The sequence below is a fragment of the Actibacterium pelagium genome (genome assembly GCF_002285415.1).
GTDB lineage: Bacteria > Pseudomonadota > Alphaproteobacteria > Rhodobacterales > Rhodobacteraceae > Actibacterium_B > Actibacterium_B pelagium.
The window spans coordinates 1,517,902-1,537,856 of sequence record NZ_NSBU01000007.1; the positions used below are offsets into that span (position 1 = coordinate 1,517,902).

A 19,955-nucleotide genomic window follows, 5' to 3' on the forward strand; every position below is an offset into this window, starting at 1 on the left:
TTATGCCTCCAGCGTTTCAAGCAATGCTTGTCCCAGCCGAGCAGGGCCGGGGAAATAGTACCACTCTTGCGCATGAGGATAGGGAACGTCCCAGCCCGCGACGCGGCGCACCGGTGCCTCAAGATGGTAAAAACACTCTTTCTGGATGCGCGCAGCGAGTTCGGCACCGAAGCCGCTGGTCAGCGTCGCTTCATGTGCAACCACGCAACGGCCTGTCTTGCGCACCGAGGCCTCGATGGTTTCCAGATCCAGCGGTAACAAAGACCGCAGGTCGATGATCTCGGCATCAACGCCCTGCTCTTCTGCGGCGGCCAAGGCCACATGCACCATCGTGCCGTAGGTCAGAACGGTCACGTCTGCGCCTTCGCGCCGGACGGCCGCCTTGCCAAGCGGCACGGTATAATACCCCTCGGGCACCTCACCCAAGGGGTGACCCTTCCAGGTCTTCGCCTCGGCCTCGTGGTGACCGTCAAAGGGTCCGTGATACAGGCGCTTGGGCTCTAAGAAGATCACCGGATCAGGATCTTCGATCGCGGCGATCAGCATGCCCTTCACGTCATACGGGTTCGAAGGCAAAACCGTCTTCAACCCGGACACATGGGTGAACAGCGCCTCAGGGCTTTGGCTATGGGTCTCACCACCGAAAATACCACCGCCCGTTGGCATTCGGATCACCATCGGACAGGTGAAATCCCCGTTCGAACGATACCGGATGCGCGACGCCTCTTGCGATATCTGGTCAAAGGCGGGGTACATATAGTCAGCGAACTGAATTTCGATACAGGGACGCAGGCCATAGGCCGCCATCCCAATCGCCGTACCAACGATCCCGCTTTCATTGATCGGCGTATCGAAGCACCGTAGTTTACCGTGCTTTTCCTGCAGGCCTTGCGTACAGCGAAACACGCCACCGAAATAGCCAACATCCTCGCCAAAAACGATCACGCGGTCGTCCTTGGTCATCACCACATCCAGCGCGTCGCGGATGGCCTCTACCATCGACATGTTGGTCATAGGGACTGCTCCGCTGCTTCTTTCTGGCGCTTAAGGTGCGAGGGCATCTCTGCATAGAGCCCCTCGAATATGCTGCTGCGTTCAGCAAACGGGCCACTGTTCAAAGTGCCGTTTTTCTCGGCCGCCTTCTGGGCTGTCACGACCATGTCGGTGATTTCAGCTTCTGTCTGCTTGTGCCGCTCGTCCGACCAGATGCCGCGCTTGATCAGGTGCAGCTTCAGACGCTCAATCGGGTCCCCCAAGGGCCAGGCATCGGATTCTGCCTTTGGGCGATAGGCCTCGGGATTGTCCGAGGTCGAATGCCCGCCGGCACGATAGGTCACATGTTCCAGCAATGTTGGGCCAAGCCCCTGACGCGCCCGCTCGACCGCCCATTTCGACACCGCGTGCACTGCCAGAAAGTCATTGCCGTCCACCCGAAGCGAGGCCATTCCAAACCCCAATCCACGTGCCGCAAAGGTCCCGGACTCGCCCTTCGCTATGCCTTGGAAGGTCGAAATGGCCCATTGGTTGTTGACAATGTTCAGAACCACCGGCGGCTTATACGTTGAGGCAAAAACCATCGCCGAATGGAAATCGGACTCGGCTGTCGAACCATCGCCAATCCACCCCGCCGCGATCTTGTCAGAGCCATCAATCGCCGCCGCCATAGCCCAGCCGACCGCCTGTACAAACTGCGTGCCAAGGTTGCCCGAGACTGTGAAGAACCCATAGTCTTTCGCCGAATAGAGAACCGGAAGCTGCCGTCCGGCCAGCGGGTCTTTCTGGTTCGAGAAGATCTGGTTCATCATCGTTTCCAGCGGGTAGTCCTGCGCGACCAACAGCCCTGCATTCCGATAGGTCGGGAAGTTCATGTCACCGGGCGACAGGGCGCGCTGAAACGCGGTGGTGACCGCCTCTTCGCCGGTTTGAGCGATATAGAACGATGTCTTGCCTTGCCGCTGCGCCGCGGTCATCCGTTTGTCCAGCACGCGCAGCGTCATCATGTGGCGCAGACCGGCGATCATCTCGTCCTCGGTCAAAAGATTGGCCCAGGGGCCCACAGCTTCGCCATCGCGGGTAAGAATGCGGATGATCGAGAAGGCATGATTGCGCAGCAAGCGCGGCTCGACATCCAAAGGCGGCAGGGACACGGCCCCGGCCTCGGGTATTTTCACGTTTGAATAATCTGGAACGTCACCGGGGCGAAATTCTGGCTCGGGAATTGTTATTCGCGCCTTGGCGGGGTTAGGCATCTTATTCCTCCCAAAGAAAACCTATTCCCTTCAGAATAGCGCGATATCCGGAGTGATATTTCCCAAAGACTCTTCCGAATTCCCCCAATACATTCTAAATTGACTACAGATGGTTTCATTTGAAGCGAGATTGACCATGGACGACATCGACCGCCGCATTCTGAGCGTTCTGATCCGAGACGGGCGAATCCCGATCGTAGAGCTGGCGGAAGAGGTTGGCCTGTCCCCCACACCCTGCCGCAAGCGCATCGCCCAGATGGAAGACGCAGGTGTCATTTCTCGCTACAGCGCGATCATCGATCCCGAACAGGCTGGTTATCCGATCACAACCTTCGTGTCGGTCGAACTCGAACGGCAGCAGGCCGAAGGGCTGGCCGAATTCGAACGCAAAGTGATGGATTTCGAAGAGGTCGTGCAGGGGTTCCTGATGACCGGCAGTCAGGACTTCCTGCTGCGGGTCGTGGTCGAAGACCTGCACGCCTATGAGCGGTTTTTGCAGGACAAACTGACACGCGTTCCGGGCATCCGTTCCGTCAGATCCCGGTTTGCTCTGCGCCAGTTCGTGTCGCGCAACCGCCTGCCCGCCAGCCAAGGCTGACGGACGGCAGGTTTAGGCAGCGGAAATCGAAAGACCGCCAATCTCGGAAATCAGATCGACCACTTTATCGACGCCCTTACGGTGGCGCAGGCTGGCGAAAACAAAGGGGCGGTGCTGGCGCATACGGGTGGCGTCGCGTTCCATCACCTCTAGGCTGGCACCGACATAAGGCGCAAGGTCAGTTTTGTTGATCACAAGAATGTCGGACTTGGTGATCGCAGGGCCACCCTTGCGCGGGATCTCTTCACCTGCTGCCGTGTCAATCACATAGATCGTCAAATCCGCCAATTCAGGGCTAAAGGTAGCGGACAGGTTGTCGCCACCGCTTTCGATCAAGACAACCTCAACATCGGGGTGGCGCTGGCGCATCTCGGCGACGGCGGCCAGATTGATAGAGGCATCCTCGCGAATGGCGGTATGCGGGCAGCCACCGGTTTCGACGCCAATGATCCGGTCCAGCGGAAGGACCTGCTGGCGCATCAGTTCTTCGGCGTCCTCTTGCGTGTAGATGTCGTTGGTGATGACACCGACGGACAGCTTGTCACGCAAAGCCTCGCACAGGCTGGCCGTGAGGGTGGTTTTACCCGCACCAACGGGGCCACCGATGCCAATACGAAGCGGGCCATTCGTGCTCGTCATGTTCGGAATATCCTTGAGTATTGCAGTTCGTGTTTCATCGAGGCGATATCGGCCAGAAAGGCGGTAGAGCTCAGATCATCCAGTGTTGCTCCCATCGCTTTCTTCGCGATTTCGCTGCACATCGGGGTCAGGTCGCGGATCAGGCGCTGCCCGTCCGTTTGCCCTAATGGAACCAGCCGCATGGCCACCGCCGCAAGGTTCGCCAGAAAAGCCTGCAGATACATCTGCATGGTCAGTTGCACGGGCAAATCCGCCAGCCTTGCGGCACGCCCAACGGCGACTGGATAGGAAAGGCCCTTCAGACGCGCGCCAAGAAGCTCTCCGGTAATCTCGCAGAAAGCCGCCCCCTGCAGGTCGGCCTCTTTCAACCGTTCGCGCGAGGGGGCAAAGGCGCGGCATTCTTCGTCCAACTCGGCCAATGCGTCGCCATCAGCTTCGAAAGCGGCCGACATAAACAAGGCATCGTTCCAACCCGTTCCGTGACTTAGAACATCCGCGACCCATTGCTTGGCAGTTGAAAAATCGCGAACATCACCCGCCTCGATGCCCCATTCCAGCCCGTGCGAATACGCATAGGCCCCGACCGGATACCCCGGAGAGAACCATTGAGTCAGGGTCAGGATTTGCGCGTCAGTGGGCATGGCTGTGTGTCCGTCCATGACCATAGGCCCCACCTTCGGGCGTGAAGGGTTCTTCGACCTCTCGAACCGTAGCACCGATCTTGCCCAGCATGTCGCGGATGACATGATCGCGCTGGATCAACAGTCGCCCGCCTTCGATTTGGCAGGGGGTGTGCCGGTTGCCGATATGCCAGGCAATCCGGGTCAGATCATCGCCGGTCACCTCTAGCAAAGGTTCCGGCGCGGCGACCACTTCGACTTCACCACCGCCCTCAAGGATCAGGACACCGCCATGATCTAGAGAGGTGGTATTGGGCAGGTCGACAAGCAGTGACTGCCCATCATCCAGCCGAAGAACTTTGCGCCGCAGGAAACGCCCGTCATAGTCCAGCGAAACCTTGGCTGTCGGCTGCGCCTGATGGGCGTGGCCGTGATATCTGCTTGCCTTAAGAGAAGGGAGGCTCATTGGCATCCCCCCTCTTGGGCAAGAAAGCTCTGGTTCAGACCCAGTAGCGGTCTGCGAAAACGTAGCGGACGATATCGTCGCGCTTCAGGCCACGCTCTGCCAGCTGTTCGTCGCTGAGTGCCTGAAGTGCTTTCACTTTCTCCATGCGCGAGCTGGCTTGGGACCAGTTGTCCATGAAAGCGATAAATCCACGTCCGAACGCCGCCAATGCGCGGGTCAGTCCGAAGCCATGAGTTGTGTTGGTTTGTGCAAGTGCCATTTCGACCCTCAATTCTAAAATCGTTGGGCCCCCCTTGGTTTGCAGTCTGTTTCAAATTTCCGGGCATTTGTAGATGGTTTCCATACATATCCGCTTTGCTGTTTCTGCAATGCAGTGACATCAAAACAGGAAATAACGCTGTGCCATCGGCAGAACCTCTGCGGGCTGGCAGGTCAGCAGTTCTCCGTCCGCACGCACTTCATAGGTCTCGGGGTTTACCTCGACCTTTGGCGTTGCATTGTTCAGCAGTAGGTCCTTCTTACCGATGTTGCGGGTATTGGTGACGGGGACGGTTTTCTTGGCCAGACCAAGCTGATCTCCGATCCCCGCGTCCTGCGCGGCGGCAGAGACGAAGGTCACGGCAGAGTTCTCGACCGACCGACCATAGGCGCCGAACATTGGGCGGGTATAGACCGGTTGCGGCGTCGGGATAGAGGCGTTGGGGTCCCCCATCTGGGCGCAGACAATGGTACCAGACATCAGGACCATCTCGGGCTTCACACCAAAGAAGGCAGGGTTCCACAGGACAAGGTCCGCGCGTTTGCCTTCTTCGATCGAGCCTATTTCGTGGCTCAGCCCATGTGCCACCGCTGGGTTGATCGTGTATTTCGCAATATAGCGGCGGACACGGAAGTTATCGTTGTCGCCGGTCTCTTCGGCCAGACGACCGCGTTGTTTCTTCATCTTGTCGGCGGTCTGCCATGTCCGGATCAGCACCTCACCCACGCGACCCATGGCCTGACTGTCGGACGCGATGATAGAGAACGCGCCCATGTCGTGCAGGATATCCTCGGCCGCAATGGTTTCGCGGCGGATGCGGCTTTCGGCGAAGGCCACGTCCTCGGGGATGGACTTGTCCAGATGATGGCAGACCATCAGCATGTCCAGATGCTCTTCCAACGTGTTCACGGTGAAAGGTCGCGTCGGGTTGGTCGAGGACGGCAGAACATGCTCTTCGCCGCAAATCTTGATGATATCCGGGGCGTGGCCACCGCCCGCGCCCTCGGTATGGAAAGCATGGATGGTGCGGCCCTTCATGGCCTTCACGGTGTTCTCGACAAAGCCGGACTCATTCAGCGTGTCGGTGTGGATCATCACCTGCACATCCATTGCGTCGGCCACAGACAGACAGCAGTCGATCGCCGCCGGCGTCGTGCCCCAGTCTTCATGCAGCTTCAGTGAACAGGCCCCGGCCAGCACCTGCTCCTCTAAAGCAGCAGGAAGCGAGGCGTTGCCTTTCCCCGCAAAAGCTAGGTTCATCGGAAAGGCATCCGCCGCTTGCAACATCCGTCCGATATGCCACGGACCCGGCGTACAGGTGGTGGCCAGCGTGCCGTGTGCGGGGCCAGTTCCGCCGCCCAGCATGGTGGTCAGGCCAGAGTGCAGTGCGTCTTCGATCTGTTGCGGGCAGATAAAGTGGATGTGGCTGTCGAACCCGCCCGCGGTCAGGATACGACCCTCACCCGCAATCGCCTCGGTCCCTGGACCAACGATGATGTCGACACCCGGCTGCGTATCAGGGTTACCCGCCTTGCCGATCTTGTGGATACGCCCGTCCTTAAGGCCAACGTCAGCCTTGTAGATCCCGGTGTGGTCGATGATCAAAGCATTGGTGATCACCGTATCCACTGCGCCCTCGGCCCGCGTGGTCTGAGCCTGCCCCATCCCATCGCGGATCACCTTTCCGCCGCCGAACTTGACCTCTTCCCCATAGGTGGTCAGGTCCTTTTCGACCTCGATAATCAGGTCGGTGTCAGCAAGGCGCATCTTGTCCCCGGTGGTGGGACCGAACATGGCGGCATAGTCAGAGCGGGAAATCGTGGCAGGCATGGTGTCTCTCTGCTTTGTGGTCGGGGGAACGCGCCTTACAGGGCGCCCATGACTTTCTGGTTGAACCCATAGATGGTGCGCGCGCCCGAGATCGGGATCAGCGTGACCTCTCGGCGCTGGCCCGGCTCGAACCGGACGGCAGTGCCCGCGGCGATATCAAGGCGCATGCCCATCGCGGCATCCCGGTCAAAATCGAGCGCCGCGTTGGATTCCGCGAAGTGATAATGCGACCCCACCTGAACCGGACGGTCCCCGGTGTTGGCGACCATCAAAGAGATGGGCTTGCTTCCTTCGTTCAATATCAGGGAGCCTTCGGCCGGAAAGACCTCTCCGGGGATCATTTGCGCACCTTCGCGGCGATAGCGGCGCCAACTGCGGCAAGGCTGATCAGCGACAGGCCGATCGCTAGCGCGGTGTAGTCGGTTGCGTGCGCGTGGAAACCGCCATCTGTGTGGGCGAAAACCGGGGTGGCAGCAAAGGTGGCAATGGCAAGTACGATACGTTTCATCGAGGGCTCCTTAGCGAATGGGGTGGTGAACGGTGACAAGCTTGGTGCCATCCGGGAAGGTGGCTTCGACCTGAACCTCGTGGATCATCTCGGCCACGCCTTCCATGCATTGATCGCGGGTGATGACCTGCGCGCCGGCCTGCATCATGTCAGCAACAGAGCGCCCGTCGCGCGCGCCTTCGACCACCGCGTCGGTAATCAGCGCGATCGCTTCGGGGTGGTTCAGCTTCACACCGCGGGCAAGGCGCTTGCGGGCGACCTCGGCGGCCATGGCGACCAGCAGTTTGTCTTTTTCTCTTGGGGTCAATTGCATGTCAGATCATCCAGGGTCTGGGCAGGGTATTGTCGGAAAGAAAGGTCAGGATCGGCACCAGAGAGGTGCGAAGGTCATGGCTGTCAGCAGCCAGAATGCGCAACGCCAGCAGGCCATCCTGAATCAGGCTGGCCCCGGCGGTGTCAGGCAGATGTGCACGCACAGCGTCCAAACGCGCCACGGCATCCGGGGCAGCGTAGACGACAGTAACCATCGCCCCGGCCCCATTCGCGATATTGGGACGCGCAAGGTGGGCGGCTACATCGCCTGTAAGAGACAACGCATCCAGATAAAGCGGCTTGCCCTCGCGGCGAATCTCGATCCGGTCTTGGAACGTCGCGTTGGTCAACACCTCGCCCATCGCGGCACGGCCAAAGACCAGCGGTTCCGCCAGACACAGTCGAGCGTCCGCGGCCATATCCACGTTCAAACGGCGGCGGACAGAGCTGCCTTGAAACAGAATGGTCTCTTGCGGCAACCAATTAACCTGTGCGCCCGGGTCCAACGTCAGGCGGTTGGTGATCTGACCCATCTCACCGGGCTGCGCGCGGTAGGTACGCTCTGCCGCTTGTGTGGTCAGCGTCAGGTGGGTGCCCTGCCCCGCTCGCGCCTCAAAAGCAAATTGGTCGCCACCGGTGACGCCCCCCGCCGTATTCACAAGAACGGCCGTCATAGACCCCTTAGATGCGCGCGGGAAAACAACCTTCATCGAGCCCGCCTGACGCAGATCATCCAATCGCGTCTGACCGTCCACCCGCTTCACCGAAACGCGGGCATCGCCGCGAGCGCGAGGCTGCGAAACGGCCGGTTTCAGAGGTGTTATGACAGTCTGTAAAGTGATGCTCGCCCCCAATGGCAAAACCTGAAGTTGCCACTGTTTTCATCACAACGGACTGAAAGAAGTCAGCGATTCTGCGGAGCGTTAACCCGCAAAAGAAGCTTTCGCGGTTTTTTTAGGCTAAGCTTTGGGCATGTGATCAATTTTTGTGCGATTGCTCTGGTTCGAAAGGTTTTCGGAACCAATTGGATTGCCTCAAGCCCGCCGATAACCCCCACATGCATCTGCCCGCTGGGGACAAACCTCCCTAAGCGAAGGGGGTGTGTGACGACCGTTCGAATTGGAGCTCGGATCGGCCGCCACACGGATGCAACACAATGTTGCGGGGCGTATCTAGGATATTTGTACCCTTTGGTGCAAGTTTTCCAGTGCAGCTCCGCGAGGAGACACATGATGAACTTCGTGAAAACCACACTGGCCGCCACCACGGCGCTGGCTTCGATGGCAGGCGCTGCCGCTGCTGCAGACTGTACAATCAAGGTCGGTGTTCTGCACTCGCTGTCCGGCACAATGGCAATCTCGGAAACCACTCTGAAAGACACCATGCTGATGCTGGTGGATGGTCAGAACGAAAAAGGCGGCGTCTTGGGCTGCGAACTGGAAGCGGTCGTTGTTGACCCCGCCTCCGACTGGCCGCTGTTCGCGGAAAAAGCGCGTGAACTTCTGACCGTCCACGAAGTTGACGTGATCTTCGGCAACTGGACGTCGGTTTCGCGCAAGTCGGTTCTTCCAGTCATCGAAGAGCTGAACGGCCTGCTGTTCTACCCGGTTCAGTATGAAGGTGAAGAGTCGTCCAAGAACGTCTTCTACACCGGTGCGGCCCCGAACCAGCAAGCCATCCCGGCGACCGACTACTTCCTGGATGAACTGGGCGTAGAGAAGTTCGCTCTGCTTGGCACCGACTATGTTTACCCGCGTACCACCAACAACATTCTGGAAAGCTACCTAAAGGGTAAGGGCATCGCGGAAGAAGACATCTTCGTGAACTACACCCCGTTCGGTCACTCGGACTGGTCAAAAATCGTTGCTGACGTTGTTGCGCTTGGCGCAGACGGTAAAAAAGTTGGGGTGATCTCGACCATCAACGGCGACGCAAACATCGGCTTCTACAAAGAACTGGCCGCGGCCGGTATCTCGGCAGACGATATCCCGGTTGTCGCCTTCTCGGTTGGCGAAGAAGAACTGTCCGGTCTGGACACCTCGAACCTGGTTGGTCATCTGGCGGCATGGAACTACTTCCAGTCGGCTGAATCGGAAGCCAACGACGAATTCATCGCCACCTGGAAAGCCAAGATGGGCGAAGAGCGCGTCACCAACGACCCGATGGAAGCGCACTACATCGGCTTCAACATGTGGGTGAACGCCGTTGAAGCAGCCGGTTCCGCGGACGTCGACGCTGTTCGTACTGCAATGTACGGCCAAGAGTTCCCGAACCTGACCGGCGGCACCGCAGTTATGCTGCCGAACCACCACTTGGCGAAACCGGTCCTGATCGGCGAGATCCTGGAAGACGGTCAATTCGACATCATCAGCCAGACCACCGAGGTACCGGGCGACGCCTGGACCGACTACCTGCCGGAATCGGCGGTTCTGAAGTCGGATTGGAAAGATCTGGGTTGCGGTATGTACAACACCGAAACCTCGACCTGCGTCCAGCTGAAGTCGAACTACTAATTCGAACCTCTCCGAGAGGGGCCGCTTTGGCCCCTCTCCTCCTCCCGGGGCACTCCACCTATGCTACGACTACTTATGGCCAGCCTTGTTCTGGTCCTTGGCACCGCTGTTGCCCGCGCCCAAGACGCGCCGATGCAGACCCTTCTGCAAGACCACAGCGCGACAATCGTCAAAAGCTCTCGTAAGACCATCGGCCCAGCGATTGACGCCGTTGCTGGCAGCGGGCTGCCCCAAGCGCAGGTCGTTCTGCAAAGCTGGCAGGCCAAGGACATGTGGCTACGCAAAGAGGATGGCCTGTTCTTCCGCGCAGAGAAAATCGACAGCAAAACCTATCGCCTGTTCGATTTCGACACAGATGCCGATCTGGGTGCGTTTGCCAAATCCGATCTGAAACAGATCAAACCCAACAGTGGAATCCGCGCGCTTCTGGGCTCTGCCCTAGTACGGTTCCAACTGCTGGACCCCGACCCTGCGAAACGCGCAGATGCGCTGCTGTCCTTGGAACGTGATCCAAGCGCAGATGCGCTGGAACCCCTGCGGGCCTCGATCGACGACGAGCCAGATGATGAACTGAGGGCCAAGAAGGTCCGGCTAGAGCGTCTTTTGACTATCGGCTATGACCCCGATGAACCCGCCCGCATCGCCGCGATTCAAGAGATGTCCACCGATCTGGGTGTTGATGTCCGCGCGACGCTGAACCCGCTGGTGGCAACCAGCCTGAAAGTCTACGCAGGCGAAGCCCCTGCCGCTTGGAACATCGCAACTTCGCTGACCCCGGGCTCTGACCAGTTACCCCGGGCAGAGGCATATGACCTTTTGGTCGCCGAAAAGCTGGCACCGCCCCGCGTCTCGGGCGATGACATTCGCAATGCGCTGATTGAAAACATCCAGGACGGCCAGGTGGCCGAGGTGCCAATCCACCGCTTCAGCGACCCCGCTATCCGTGAGATTGCATATGCAAACCTTGCCAACGCGGGCACCGTCCCACCGCTGGTGACAGAGACGGACATCGACGCGGCCTTGGCGGCGCACACGTTCGTACAGGTCTTCGCAGACCCCTCGCCGGCTGTGACCACCGCGGCCTCGGCCGCACTGGAAAGCATTTCCTACCGCGTGGGCATCAACCAAACCATCGACCTGACGCTCGACGCGCTGTCGCTGGCCTCGATCTATTTCCTTGCGGCCATCGGCCTTGCCATCACCTTTGGCGTAATGGGCGTCATCAACATGGCGCATGGAGAGTTCATCATGATGGGCGCCTACACGGGCTATGTCGTGCAGCAGTTCATCCCCGATCACACCCTGTCGATCATCGTCGCGATCCCGCTGGCCTTTGCCGTGACCTTCGCCGCGGGTGTCGCGATGGAGCGGTTGGTGATCCGTTGGCTCTATAACCGCCCGCTGGAAACCCTGCTGGCGACCTTCGGTATCTCGATCGCGCTGCAGCAGTTGGCCAAGAACATATTCGGCACGCAGGCGCGTCCGCTGACCTCTCCGGGTTGGTTGGATGGGGCGCTGGAGCTGAACGATGTGGTTTCGATCAGCTACATCCGGATCGCGATCTTCGTGCTGGCCCTGATCTTCCTTGCGCTCTTCCTGTTCATCATGAAGCGCACCCGTCTGGGTCTGGAGATCCGCGCCGTGACCCAAAACCCGCGGATGGCGTCCAGCATGGGGATCAACCCGAACCGGGTGAATATGCTGACCTTCGGCCTTGGCTCTGGCATCGCGGGCATTGCGGGGGTGGCCATTGGCCTCTTCGCGAAAGTGACTTCGGAACTTGGGTCAGACTACATCGTGCAAAGCTTCATGACGGTCGTTGTCGGCGGTGTCGGCAACATCTGGGGCACGCTTGCGGGCGCCACGATGATTGGCTTCCTGCAGAAAGGGATCGAGTGGTTCAACCCATCGAACACCCTTGCTGCACAGACCTATATGATCGTCTTCATCATCATCTTCATTCAATTCCGGCCGCGGGGCATCATCGCCCTGAAAGGCCGCGCGGCGGGGGACTAAGCCATGCGGAAATCATTCTTCGCCCAGAACCCCTCGGTCCTGATCTTTCTGGCGATCCTTGGCCTGTTCACCCTTGGCGTGACCGTCATGTCCGAGGCCTATGGCAACGGCGCGATCTCGACCTCTTTCGTCAAGACGCTTGGTAAAACCCTGTGCCTAGCCATGATCGCTATCGCGATGGATCTGGTCTGGGGCTACACCGGCATCCTGTCGCTTGGTCACTTCGCCTTCTTCGGGATCGGTGGCTATATGATCGGCATGTGGCTGATGTATGCGCGGACCTATGACATCGTCGTGGCGTCCTTGGCAGAGGCCCCTATCCCGCCAACCGAACAGGAACTGGTCGACGCCGTTGGCAACCAGATTTTCGGTGTCGTCGGATCGTCCGAGTTCCCGCTGATCTGGACCTTCGCCGACAGCCTGACCATCCAACTGGCCTTGGTCGTTCTGGTGCCGGGCATCATTGCAGGTGTCTTCGGCTGGCTGGCTTTCCGCTCGCGCGTCACCGGCGTGTACCTGTCGATCCTGACCCAAGCTATGACGCTGGCGCTGGCCTTCTACCTCTTCCAGAACGACAGCGGCCTACGCGGCAACAACGGGTTGTCCGGCTTGCAGAACTTGCCCGGCATGGATGACGTGCCCCAAGCGCTGATCTCTGTCTGGTTCCTTTGGGCCTCTGCCGGAGCCTTGGCGCTGACCTACCTGTTCGGGGCGTTCGTGGTGTCGGGCAAGTTCGGGTCGGTCATCCGTGGTATCCGCGATAACGAGGCGCGCGTGCGCTTCCTTGGCTATTCGGTCGAGACCTACAAGCTGTTCATCTTCACCGCCACCGCGATGCTGGCAGGCATTGCAGGCGCGCTGTACTACCCGCAGGCTGGCATCGTGAACCCGGCAGAAATTGCGCCCATCGCCTCGATCTATCTGGCGGTCTGGGTCGCCATCGGCGGGCGTGGCCGTCTGTACGGCGCGGTGATCGGCGCGATCTTTGTCAGCCTTGTGTCCTCTTGGTTCACCGGCGGACAGGCGCCCGATATCAACCTTGGTTTCTACACCGTCAAATGGGTCGACTGGTGGCTGATCGTCTTGGGCCTTAGCTTTGTCGGCGTTACCCTGTTCGCCCCCGCAGGCATCGGCGGCTTGGTTGATCTGGTCACCAACCGCAAATCCCCTGACCGCCATGGCGCCGATCTGGGCCCGGACGCAGGCGCCCTGCAAGAGAAGGAGGCGCTGGAATGAGCACGCTATTAGAAGTCTCGGGCGTTTCGGTCACCTTCGACGGGTTCCGCGCGATCAACAACCTCTCGTTCCGGATTGGCGATGCAGAGCTGCGGGCGATCATTGGTCCCAATGGCGCAGGCAAGACCACCTTCATGGACATCGTTACCGGCAAAACCCGCCCCGACGAGGGTCGCATCCTGTGGGGCGAGAAAAGCCAATCCCTTCTGGGCATGAACGAGGCCAAGATCGCCCAAGCGGGCATCGGTCGGAAATTCCAGAAACCCACCGTTTTCGAGGAACAGACAGTTTTCGAGAACCTGCAAATGGCGCTGAAAAACGACCGCGGTCCGTTCTCGGTTCTGTTTTACAAAACCAATCCACGAGATCAGGAACGCATCGGCGAGTTGGCCGAAGAAATTGGCCTTTCCGATCAGCTTTACCGCAAATCTGGCGAGCTTTCGCACGGCCAGAAACAGTGGTTGGAGATCGGGATGCTTCTGGCACAGGAGCCACGCCTTCTGCTGGTCGACGAACCCGCTGCAGGCATGACCCCGGCCGAACGCGAACATACCACCACCATTCTGGTCGAGGCTGCCAAGACCCGCGCCGTGGTTGTGGTGGAACACGACATGGAATTCATCCGCCGCCTGAACTGCAAGGTGACCGTTCTGCACGAGGGCTCTGTCCTGGCAGAGGGCAGCTTGGATCACGTGACTTCGAACCAAGAAGTCATCGACGTTTACCTGGGACGCTAAGACATGCTGAAGATCGACGACCTGACCCTGCACTATGGGCATTCGCAAATCCTCAACGGCATCTCGATGGAGGCCGTCAAAGGCGAGGTCACCTGTGTCATGGGCACCAATGGTGTGGGCAAGACCAGCCTGATCAAGGCGATCTCGGGCACGCATCCCCGCTCTGGCGGTGGTGTGTCGCTGGATGGCGAGGCCCTTGGCAAGCTGCCCGCCCATGTGTTGGCGCGCAAAGGGATCGGATACGTGCCACAGGGCCGCGAGATCTTCCCATTGATGACCGTGACCGAAAATTTGGAAACCGGCTATGGCTGTATCCCGTCCGACGAACACATGGTTCCCGACGAGATTTACGAATTATTTCCTGTGCTGAAAGAGATGCAGAACCGTCGCGGCGGCGACCTGTCGGGCGGTCAGCAGCAACAGCTTGCCATCGCCCGCGCGCTGATCACCAAGCCGAAGCTGTTGCTGCTGGATGAACCCACCGAGGGCATTCAGCCCAACATCATCCAGCAAATCGGCCGCGTGATCGAGCTGCTGCGGGACAAAGGGGAAATGGCAATCGTACTGGTCGAGCAATATTTCGACTTTGCTTTCGATCTGGCCGACCAATTCGTCGTCCTGCGGCGCGGAGAGGTCATCCTGCAAGGCCGCAAAGGTGAAGTAGAGCGCGACGTTTTACTGTCGAAAGTCTCTGTCTGACCTGCTGAAAAGACATTCGACAAAACGAAATAGTGCCGCTTGATGCCAGTCATTTGAACTCAATGGTGCATATGAGTTTCACGAAGCCTCGAAGCGCGATGGCCGCTTCGAGCCCAAAGCAGACCATGGTATTTGCAGTCACTACTCACCGCCTTTTAGTGCTCGTTTACAGCGCACAGCGTCACCCTCCACTTCGATTTCGCTCAGGCTGAGAAGTCAAATCTGTTATGATCCAGATCAAGGGTCGCCTCCCTAAAGGAGGCTACGGTTGCCCAAGACCTGTTGGGCGAGCGCGGGCGATAATGCGTAACGCCCAATTGCTATTCGAACCAAAACGTTTGAGGAGATTTAACATGAAGAAATTCATCATATTCACATCGCTTAGCTCCATGTTTGGGCTTGCTGCATGTGTAGGGACTGATTCGGATTTAGAGAGTGCTGTCGTGGGTGCCGCAATCGGTTGCGCTGCCGGTGAAGTACTTGTCGACGGGCGTTGCGTCGAGGGAGCCATTATCGGCGCAGGTGTTGGAGTACTAACCAACTAAAGCGCAATCTCAGCCTGGGTGCTTATTCACCATAAAAGCTCGGAGCACTCTTTCGTAATGTGCTGATTAGAGCGCCTATTCTAGTTATGTGATTGGCGGCTTATTTCACATAGCTGACATCTGCCTTGGGCCGACCAGAGATAGCTAACGGGTCCGTATGCCGCCCCACGGACCGTGGTTCCGTCTAATCCTGCAACAATTATGCGCGCAAACCGCGCAATTTTTGGTCGTTTTCGGCTGTCATCAATCCCTCAGCTCTCAAAAATTTTTTACCAGTTGATAAAAAATTTAACCGGGGTACAGTTGAAGGCAGACAACAGGAGACCCAAACGCATGTCGCAATCCCACCAAGCGGCCGGTATCGCCGCAGGCAGGAAAACTCGTGACGCCATCGCCGAGAGTTTTTCAGACCTTCACCCACCCCTAAGCGCCCACGAAGCACTTGTCGCTGCGGACCGCTGTTATTTCTGCCATGACGCGCCCTGCATGACAGCCTGTCCGACCTCGATCGACATCCCGCTGTTCATCCGTCAGATCGCCACAGGCACCGAAGAGGCGGCGGCCAAGACAATCTTTGATCAGAACATCCTTGGTGGCATGTGCGCTCGCGTTTGCCCGACCGAGACCCTGTGCGAGCAGGTCTGCGTCCGCGAAGTCGCGGAAGGCAAGCCGGTTGAGATCGGTCGTTTGCAGCGCTTTGCAACCGACAGCGTGATGGACCGCCCACAGCCCTACTCCCGCGCCGCAGAGACTGGCAAAACCGTCGCCGTTGTCGGGGCCGGACCTGCCGGTTTGGCCTGTGCGCACCGGTTGGCGATGCATGGCCACTCCGTCACCCTGCTAGACGCCCGCGCCAAGGCGGGCGGGCTGAACGAATTCGGCATTGCGGCATACAAATCCACCGATGATTTTGCTCAGAACGAGCTGAACTGGCTACTGTCGATCGGCGGCATCACGGTCGAAACAGGCAAGGCCCTGGGCGCTGATCTGTCTCTGGGCCAGTTGCAGCAGGACTATGACGCTGTGTTCCTAAGCATCGGTCTGGCTGGCGTGAACGCTTTGACGCTGGACGGCAATCACGACGGCGCCATCGACGCGGTCGACTGGATTGCCGAGATGCGTCAGTCGAAGGACAAGACCGATATCGCAGTGGGCCGCAACGTTGTGGTCATCGGCGGCGGCATGACCGCCGTGGACGCCGCGGTTCAGTCGAAACTGTTGGGCGCTGAGACGGTCACCATTGCCTATCGCAAGGGCAAGGAAAACATGTCTGCGTCCGAGTATGAACAGGACCTCGCGACCTCGAAAGGGGTGCACATCCTGTTCAACGCGACTCCGAAATCGCTGTCTGACGGCGCGATCACCTTCACCCGCACCGGGACAGATGAAGAGATCACCTTGGCCGCCGATCAGGTGATGCGGGCCATCGGTCAAACGCTGGAAGCGGCCCCAGAAGCGATTGCACTGGAGCATGGTAAAATCAAAATCGACGAAGTTGGCCGCACCTCGGTTACTGGCGTTTGGGCGGGCGGCGACTGTGCCACCGGCGGGGAAGACCTGACCGTGACCGCCGTCGCCGAAGGCCGCGATGCCGCCGAAGATATTCACGCAACACTGATGAAGGGAGAATGACCCATGGCTGATCTGACGAGCAATTTCATCGGGATCAAATCCCCAAATCCGTTTTGGCTGGCCTCGGCCCCTCCCACGGACAAGGAATACAACGTCCGCCGCGCCTTCGAGGCCGGTTGGGGCGGTGTCGTCTGGAAAACTCTGGGCGAAGATGGCCCGCCGGTCGTCAACGTCAACGGACCGCGCTACGGCGCCATCCACGGCGCTGACCGTCGCCTGTTGGGCCTGAACAACATCGAGTTGATCACGGACCGGCCGCTGGAAGTGAACCTGGAAGAGATCACCCGCGTCAAAAAGGACTATCCGGACCGCGCAGTCGTCGTCAGCCTGATGGTGCCTTGCGAAGAAGGCCCGTGGCGCGACATCCTGCGTCGTGTCGAAGACACCGGGGCCGACGGGGTCGAGCTGAACTTCGGCTGCCCGCACGGGATGGCCGAACGGGGTATGGGCTCTGCCGTTGGGCAGGTGCCGGAATACATCCAGATGGTGACAGAGTGGGTGAAGAAGCACTCTGACTACCCCTGCATCGTGAAACTGACGCCGAATATCACCAACATCCTTCATCCGGCCAAAGCAGCTTTGGCTGGCGGCGCGGATGCGGTGTCGCTGATCAACACAATCAACTCGATCACCTCGGTCAACCTCGACACCTTTGCGCCAGAGCCGACGATTGACGGTTGGGGCGCCCATGGTGGCTATTGCGGACCGGCAGTGAAGCCGATTGCGCTGAACATGGTGGCCGAGATCGCGCGTAACCCCGAGACCGCCAACCTGCCCATCAGCGGCATCGGCGGCGTCACCACTTGGCGCGATGCGGTCGAGTTCATGGCGCTTGGTGCGGGCAACGTTCAGGTTTGTACCGCCGCAATGACCTATGGCTTCAAAGTCGTGCAAGAGATGATCTCGGGCCTCAGCCAGTACATGGACGAGAAGGGCATCACCTCGGTTGACGAGATCGTTGGCCGGGCTGTTCCGAAAGCGAAGGACTGGCAGGATCTGAACCTGAACTTTGTCACCAAGGCAGAGATCAATCAGGACCTGTGTATCCAGTGTGGCCGCTGCTATGCGTCCTGTGAGGATACCTCGCACCAGGCGATCGCAATGTCCGAAGATCGTGTCTTCACCGTCAAAGACGACGAATGCGTCGCCTGTAACCTGTGCGTAAACGTTTGCCCGGTCGAAGACTGTATCACCATGCGGGAAATCCCCTTGGGAGAGGTAGACGAACGCACCGGAAAACCGGTCGAGACCTACGCCAACTGGACCACCCACCCCAACAACCCAAGCGTTGTTGCTGGCGAATAAGGAGCAGACCATGGCTGTATACGCGATTGTTCAGGTCGATGTGACCGATCCCGAGGCCTACGGCGAATATGCCAAGCTGGCCGGCCCCGCCGTTGAAAAATACGGTGGGGAGTTTCTGGCCCGCGGTGGCGAGGTCGAAGTAATGGAGGGCACGACCCGCGCCCGTTGCGTCATTATCCGGTTCAAGGACATGGAAACCGCAAAGACCTTCTATAACGGTCCGGAATATCAAGAGGCTTTATCACACGCTCTTCCGGCCTCTATCCGGGACTACAAGTTCATAGAAGGGGTCTAAGGCCCTAAGCCATAGACAGAAAAGCCCCGCTCTGATCGCTCAGAGCGGGGCTTTTTTCTTAAGTAGTTGGCAGCTGAATTAGCCGAAGACCTCGGTCAGCGCCACGTCCACTGCATTGGTGATCTGATCGATATCATCCGCAGTCGAGATCAGCGGCGGGCTGAAGCAAAGCGTGTTGTTCATCCCCGGCAATGACCGGTTGGTTGCACCGATGATCACTCCCTGCGCCCCACAGGCGGCCACAACGGCCTGTACCATCTTCTCGGGCGCTGGTTCCTTGCTGGTGCGGTCCATCACAAGCTCTGCACCGCAGAACAGGCCCTTGCCCCGCACATCGCCGATGGCGCGATGCTTGTTCTGCAACTCGTTCAGGTTGGCAATCAGGCGTGCGCCCATTGCCGTGGTGTTGTCCAGAAGCTCTTCCTCTTCGATGATCGCCATGTTTTCCAACGCAGCGGCGGGACCAGCGGCACAGCCCCCAAAGGTAGAGATATCGCGGAAATAGTTCAGCGGGTCAGAGGCATCATCCTTGAACATCTCAAAGACTTCCTCGGTCGTGACCATACAGGCAATCGCGGCATAGCCAGAGGCCACCCCTTTGGCCATCGTTACGAAATCCGGCTGGATGCCGTAATGCTGATAGCCGAACCATGTGCCCGTACGACCCACGCCGCAGACGACCTCGTCGATATGCAGCAATACGTCGTATTTCTTGCAGATCTCAGCCACGCGCGGCCAATACCCTTCGGGCGGCACAATCACACCGCCACCGGCAGTCACCGGCTCAAGGCACAGCGCGCCAACCGTGTCCGGCCCTTCGCGCAGGATCACCTGTTCGATCTGGTCCGCAGCCCATTCGCCATAATTCTCTGTCTCGACCTGTGCGCGGTATTCCAGACAGTGGGGAACCTCGACGAAGCCCGGTGTATAGGGGCCGTATTGCGCGTTGCGTTCCGGCTGACCACCTGCCGACAGGCAAGTAATGCTGGTGCCGTGATAGTCGCGATCGCGGTACAGGATCTTGTGTTTCTTGCCGCCGTATTTCTTGTGGGCAATCTGGCGCACCATCTTAAAGGCTTTTTCGTTCGCCTCGGTTCCGGTGCTGCAATAATAGATACGGCTCAGGCCGGGCATCTTCTCTTGCAGACGCTCAGCGAATTGAGCGCCGGGAATGTTGCCAACGACATTGCCGAAGAACGGGATCTTCATCACCTGATCATAGATCGCCTTGGCGATGCGCTCGCGGCCGTAACCAACGTTTACGGTCCACACGCCACCCGACACGGCATCAAGGTGCTCTTTGCCATTGGCATCCCAGACGCGGCAGCCTTTGCCCTCGATCATGACCCGGGGGTCGGATGTCTCGAACGGTTTGTGCTGGGTCAGGTGGTGCCAAACATGGGCTTTGTCCGCTTGGACGATGTCGTCAATATTGTTCGGAACGACGTTCATGGAAGTGCTCCCGTCTGGGTCTTTTATAAGTGCAAAGCGGAGGC

The 19,955-nt window shown here is 58.9% G+C and carries 22 protein-coding genes; 10 read left to right on the forward strand and 12 right to left on the reverse strand.

Annotation, left to right across the window (positions count from 1 at the left end; genetic code table 11):
- Both CLM58_RS16355 and CLM58_RS16360 read right to left on the reverse strand, forming a co-directional pair.
- Positions 1 to 1,014, reverse strand: a complete 1,014-nt coding sequence (locus CLM58_RS16355; RefSeq protein WP_095596922.1) for an alpha-ketoacid dehydrogenase subunit beta — start codon at positions 1,012 to 1,014, stop codon at positions 1 to 3.
- Positions 1,011 to 2,249 carry a thiamine pyrophosphate-dependent enzyme gene (locus tag CLM58_RS16360; protein ID WP_095596923.1) on the reverse strand — a complete coding sequence of 413 codons (1,239 nt, stop codon included), beginning with the start codon at positions 2,247 to 2,249 and terminating at the stop codon, positions 1,011 to 1,013. Before CLM58_RS16360 ends, CLM58_RS16355 begins: the two co-directional genes overlap by 4 nt.
- Before the next feature lie 136 nt (positions 2,250 to 2,385).
- On the opposite strand from CLM58_RS16360, the gene CLM58_RS16365 reads away from it, so the two are divergent.
- Positions 2,386 to 2,847 carry an Lrp/AsnC family transcriptional regulator gene (locus CLM58_RS16365; RefSeq protein WP_095596924.1) on the forward strand — a complete coding sequence of 154 codons (462 nt, stop codon included), beginning with the start codon at positions 2,386 to 2,388 and terminating at the stop codon, positions 2,845 to 2,847.
- Positions 2,848 to 2,859: 12 nt separating this feature from the next.
- On the opposite strand, the gene ureG is transcribed toward CLM58_RS16365, so the two are convergent.
- From ureG to CLM58_RS16405, 9 genes are all read right to left on the reverse strand, one after another.
- On the reverse strand, positions 2,860 to 3,486 hold the full coding sequence (gene ureG / locus CLM58_RS16370) for an urease accessory protein UreG (protein ID WP_095596925.1): 627 nt from the start codon (positions 3,484 to 3,486) through the stop codon (positions 2,860 to 2,862).
- Complete coding sequence (locus tag CLM58_RS16375) at positions 3,483 to 4,145, reverse strand: urease accessory protein UreF (protein ID WP_373286753.1); 663 nt, start codon at positions 4,143 to 4,145, stop codon at positions 3,483 to 3,485. Before CLM58_RS16375 ends, ureG begins: the two co-directional genes overlap by 4 nt.
- Complete coding sequence (gene ureE, locus CLM58_RS16380) at positions 4,117 to 4,572, reverse strand: urease accessory protein UreE (RefSeq protein WP_095596927.1); 456 nt, start codon at positions 4,570 to 4,572, stop codon at positions 4,117 to 4,119. Before ureE ends, CLM58_RS16375 begins: the two co-directional genes overlap by 29 nt.
- Positions 4,573 to 4,606: 34 nt before the next feature.
- The gene (locus CLM58_RS16385) at positions 4,607 to 4,831 is read right to left on the reverse strand and encodes a DUF1127 domain-containing protein (RefSeq protein ID WP_095596928.1); all 225 of its coding nucleotides are present in this window, start codon (positions 4,829 to 4,831) and stop codon (positions 4,607 to 4,609) included.
- A gap of 120 nt (positions 4,832 to 4,951) precedes the next feature.
- Positions 4,952 to 6,661: an urease subunit alpha gene (ureC, locus tag CLM58_RS16390; protein ID WP_095596929.1), complete on the reverse strand. Its 1,710-nt coding sequence runs from the start codon at positions 6,659 to 6,661 to the stop codon at positions 4,952 to 4,954.
- A 35-nt stretch (positions 6,662 to 6,696) separates the two neighbouring features.
- A complete protein-coding gene (locus CLM58_RS16395) occupies positions 6,697 to 7,002 on the reverse strand; it encodes an urease subunit beta (RefSeq protein WP_095596930.1) in 306 nt (101 codons plus the stop codon).
- Positions 6,999 to 7,169: a hypothetical protein gene (locus CLM58_RS17215; protein ID WP_158221937.1), complete on the reverse strand. Its 171-nt coding sequence runs from the start codon at positions 7,167 to 7,169 to the stop codon at positions 6,999 to 7,001. The genes CLM58_RS16395 and CLM58_RS17215 overlap by 4 nt, the downstream gene beginning before the upstream one ends.
- 10 nt (positions 7,170 to 7,179) lie before the next feature.
- Positions 7,180 to 7,482 carry an urease subunit gamma gene (locus tag CLM58_RS16400; protein ID WP_095596931.1) on the reverse strand — a complete coding sequence of 101 codons (303 nt, stop codon included), beginning with the start codon at positions 7,480 to 7,482 and terminating at the stop codon, positions 7,180 to 7,182.
- A gap of 1 nt (position 7,483) precedes the next feature.
- Positions 7,484 to 8,236 (reverse strand): urease accessory protein UreD, encoded by a 753-nt coding sequence (locus CLM58_RS16405; protein WP_229666074.1) that lies wholly within the window; start codon positions 8,234 to 8,236, stop codon positions 7,484 to 7,486.
- Positions 8,237 to 8,713: 477 nt separating this feature from the next.
- Between CLM58_RS16405 and urtA the strand changes: the two genes are divergently transcribed.
- The 9 genes from urtA to CLM58_RS16450 all read left to right on the forward strand — a co-directional run bounded on the left by urtA (position 8,714) and on the right by CLM58_RS16450 (position 18,459).
- A complete protein-coding gene (gene urtA, locus CLM58_RS16410; RefSeq protein WP_095597165.1) occupies positions 8,714 to 9,994 on the forward strand; it encodes an urea ABC transporter substrate-binding protein in 1,281 nt (426 codons plus the stop codon).
- A 60-nt stretch (positions 9,995 to 10,054) separates the two neighbouring features.
- Positions 10,055 to 12,010, forward strand: coding sequence for an urea ABC transporter permease subunit UrtB (gene urtB, locus CLM58_RS16415; RefSeq protein WP_095596933.1), 1,956 nt, complete (start codon positions 10,055 to 10,057; stop codon positions 12,008 to 12,010).
- Between the two features lie 3 nt (positions 12,011 to 12,013).
- The gene (gene urtC / locus CLM58_RS16420; protein WP_095596934.1) at positions 12,014 to 13,246 is read left to right on the forward strand and encodes an urea ABC transporter permease subunit UrtC; all 1,233 of its coding nucleotides are present in this window, start codon (positions 12,014 to 12,016) and stop codon (positions 13,244 to 13,246) included.
- A complete protein-coding gene (gene urtD, locus CLM58_RS16425) occupies positions 13,243 to 13,983 on the forward strand; it encodes an urea ABC transporter ATP-binding protein UrtD (protein ID WP_095596935.1) in 741 nt (246 codons plus the stop codon). Before urtC ends, urtD begins: the two co-directional genes overlap by 4 nt.
- A 3-nt stretch (positions 13,984 to 13,986) precedes the next feature.
- Positions 13,987 to 14,682: an urea ABC transporter ATP-binding subunit UrtE gene (gene urtE, locus CLM58_RS16430; RefSeq protein ID WP_095596936.1), complete on the forward strand. Its 696-nt coding sequence runs from the start codon at positions 13,987 to 13,989 to the stop codon at positions 14,680 to 14,682.
- Between the two features lie 353 nt (positions 14,683 to 15,035).
- Positions 15,036 to 15,227: a hypothetical protein gene (locus CLM58_RS17060; protein WP_143226596.1), complete on the forward strand. Its 192-nt coding sequence runs from the start codon at positions 15,036 to 15,038 to the stop codon at positions 15,225 to 15,227.
- 333 nt (positions 15,228 to 15,560) lie between these two features.
- The gene (locus CLM58_RS16440) at positions 15,561 to 16,859 is read left to right on the forward strand and encodes an NAD(P)-dependent oxidoreductase (protein WP_095596938.1); all 1,299 of its coding nucleotides are present in this window, start codon (positions 15,561 to 15,563) and stop codon (positions 16,857 to 16,859) included.
- Between the two features lie 3 nt (positions 16,860 to 16,862).
- A complete protein-coding gene (gene preA, locus CLM58_RS16445; protein WP_095596939.1) occupies positions 16,863 to 18,164 on the forward strand; it encodes an NAD-dependent dihydropyrimidine dehydrogenase subunit PreA in 1,302 nt (433 codons plus the stop codon).
- Between the two features lie 10 nt (positions 18,165 to 18,174).
- Positions 18,175 to 18,459 carry a DUF1330 domain-containing protein gene (locus tag CLM58_RS16450; protein WP_095597166.1) on the forward strand — a complete coding sequence of 95 codons (285 nt, stop codon included), beginning with the start codon at positions 18,175 to 18,177 and terminating at the stop codon, positions 18,457 to 18,459.
- 78 nt (positions 18,460 to 18,537) lie between these two features.
- On the opposite strand, the gene CLM58_RS16455 is transcribed toward CLM58_RS16450, so the two are convergent.
- Positions 18,538 to 19,911 (reverse strand): aminotransferase family protein, encoded by a 1,374-nt coding sequence (locus CLM58_RS16455; protein ID WP_095596940.1) that lies wholly within the window; start codon positions 19,909 to 19,911, stop codon positions 18,538 to 18,540.
- Positions 19,912 to 19,955: the final 44 nt, after the last annotated feature.

Coding starts and splice junctions, on each gene's coding strand:
- CLM58_RS16355 (WP_095596922.1), bottom strand. CDS start 1,014: ATGACCAACATGTCGATGGTAGAGGCCATCCGCGACGCGCTGGATGTG.
- CLM58_RS16360 (WP_095596923.1), bottom strand. CDS start 2,249: ATGCCTAACCCCGCCAAGGCGCGAATAACAATTCCCGAGCCAGAATTT.
- CLM58_RS16365 (WP_095596924.1), top strand. CDS start 2,386: ATGGACGACATCGACCGCCGCATTCTGAGCGTTCTGATCCGAGACGGG.
- ureG (WP_095596925.1), bottom strand. CDS start 3,486: ATGACGAGCACGAATGGCCCGCTTCGTATTGGCATCGGTGGCCCCGTT.
- CLM58_RS16375 (WP_373286753.1), bottom strand. CDS start 4,145: ATGGACGGACACACAGCCATGCCCACTGACGCGCAAATCCTGACCCTG.
- ureE (WP_095596927.1), bottom strand. CDS start 4,572: ATGAGCCTCCCTTCTCTTAAGGCAAGCAGATATCACGGCCACGCCCAT.
- CLM58_RS16385 (WP_095596928.1), bottom strand. CDS start 4,831: ATGGCACTTGCACAAACCAACACAACTCATGGCTTCGGACTGACCCGC.
- ureC (WP_095596929.1), bottom strand. CDS start 6,661: ATGCCTGCCACGATTTCCCGCTCTGACTATGCCGCCATGTTCGGTCCC.
- CLM58_RS16395 (WP_095596930.1), bottom strand. CDS start 7,002: ATGATCCCCGGAGAGGTCTTTCCGGCCGAAGGCTCCCTGATATTGAAC.
- CLM58_RS17215 (WP_158221937.1), bottom strand. CDS start 7,169: ATGAAACGTATCGTACTTGCCATTGCCACCTTTGCTGCCACCCCGGTT.
- CLM58_RS16400 (WP_095596931.1), bottom strand. CDS start 7,482: ATGCAATTGACCCCAAGAGAAAAAGACAAACTGCTGGTCGCCATGGCC.
- urtA (WP_095597165.1), top strand. CDS start 8,714: ATGAACTTCGTGAAAACCACACTGGCCGCCACCACGGCGCTGGCTTCG.
- urtB (WP_095596933.1), top strand. CDS start 10,055: ATGCTACGACTACTTATGGCCAGCCTTGTTCTGGTCCTTGGCACCGCT.
- urtC (WP_095596934.1), top strand. CDS start 12,014: ATGCGGAAATCATTCTTCGCCCAGAACCCCTCGGTCCTGATCTTTCTG.
- urtD (WP_095596935.1), top strand. CDS start 13,243: ATGAGCACGCTATTAGAAGTCTCGGGCGTTTCGGTCACCTTCGACGGG.
- urtE (WP_095596936.1), top strand. CDS start 13,987: ATGCTGAAGATCGACGACCTGACCCTGCACTATGGGCATTCGCAAATC.
- CLM58_RS17060 (WP_143226596.1), top strand. CDS start 15,036: ATGAAGAAATTCATCATATTCACATCGCTTAGCTCCATGTTTGGGCTT.
- CLM58_RS16440 (WP_095596938.1), top strand. CDS start 15,561: ATGTCGCAATCCCACCAAGCGGCCGGTATCGCCGCAGGCAGGAAAACT.
- preA (WP_095596939.1), top strand. CDS start 16,863: ATGGCTGATCTGACGAGCAATTTCATCGGGATCAAATCCCCAAATCCG.
- CLM58_RS16450 (WP_095597166.1), top strand. CDS start 18,175: ATGGCTGTATACGCGATTGTTCAGGTCGATGTGACCGATCCCGAGGCC.
- CLM58_RS16455 (WP_095596940.1), bottom strand. CDS start 19,911: ATGAACGTCGTTCCGAACAATATTGACGACATCGTCCAAGCGGACAAA.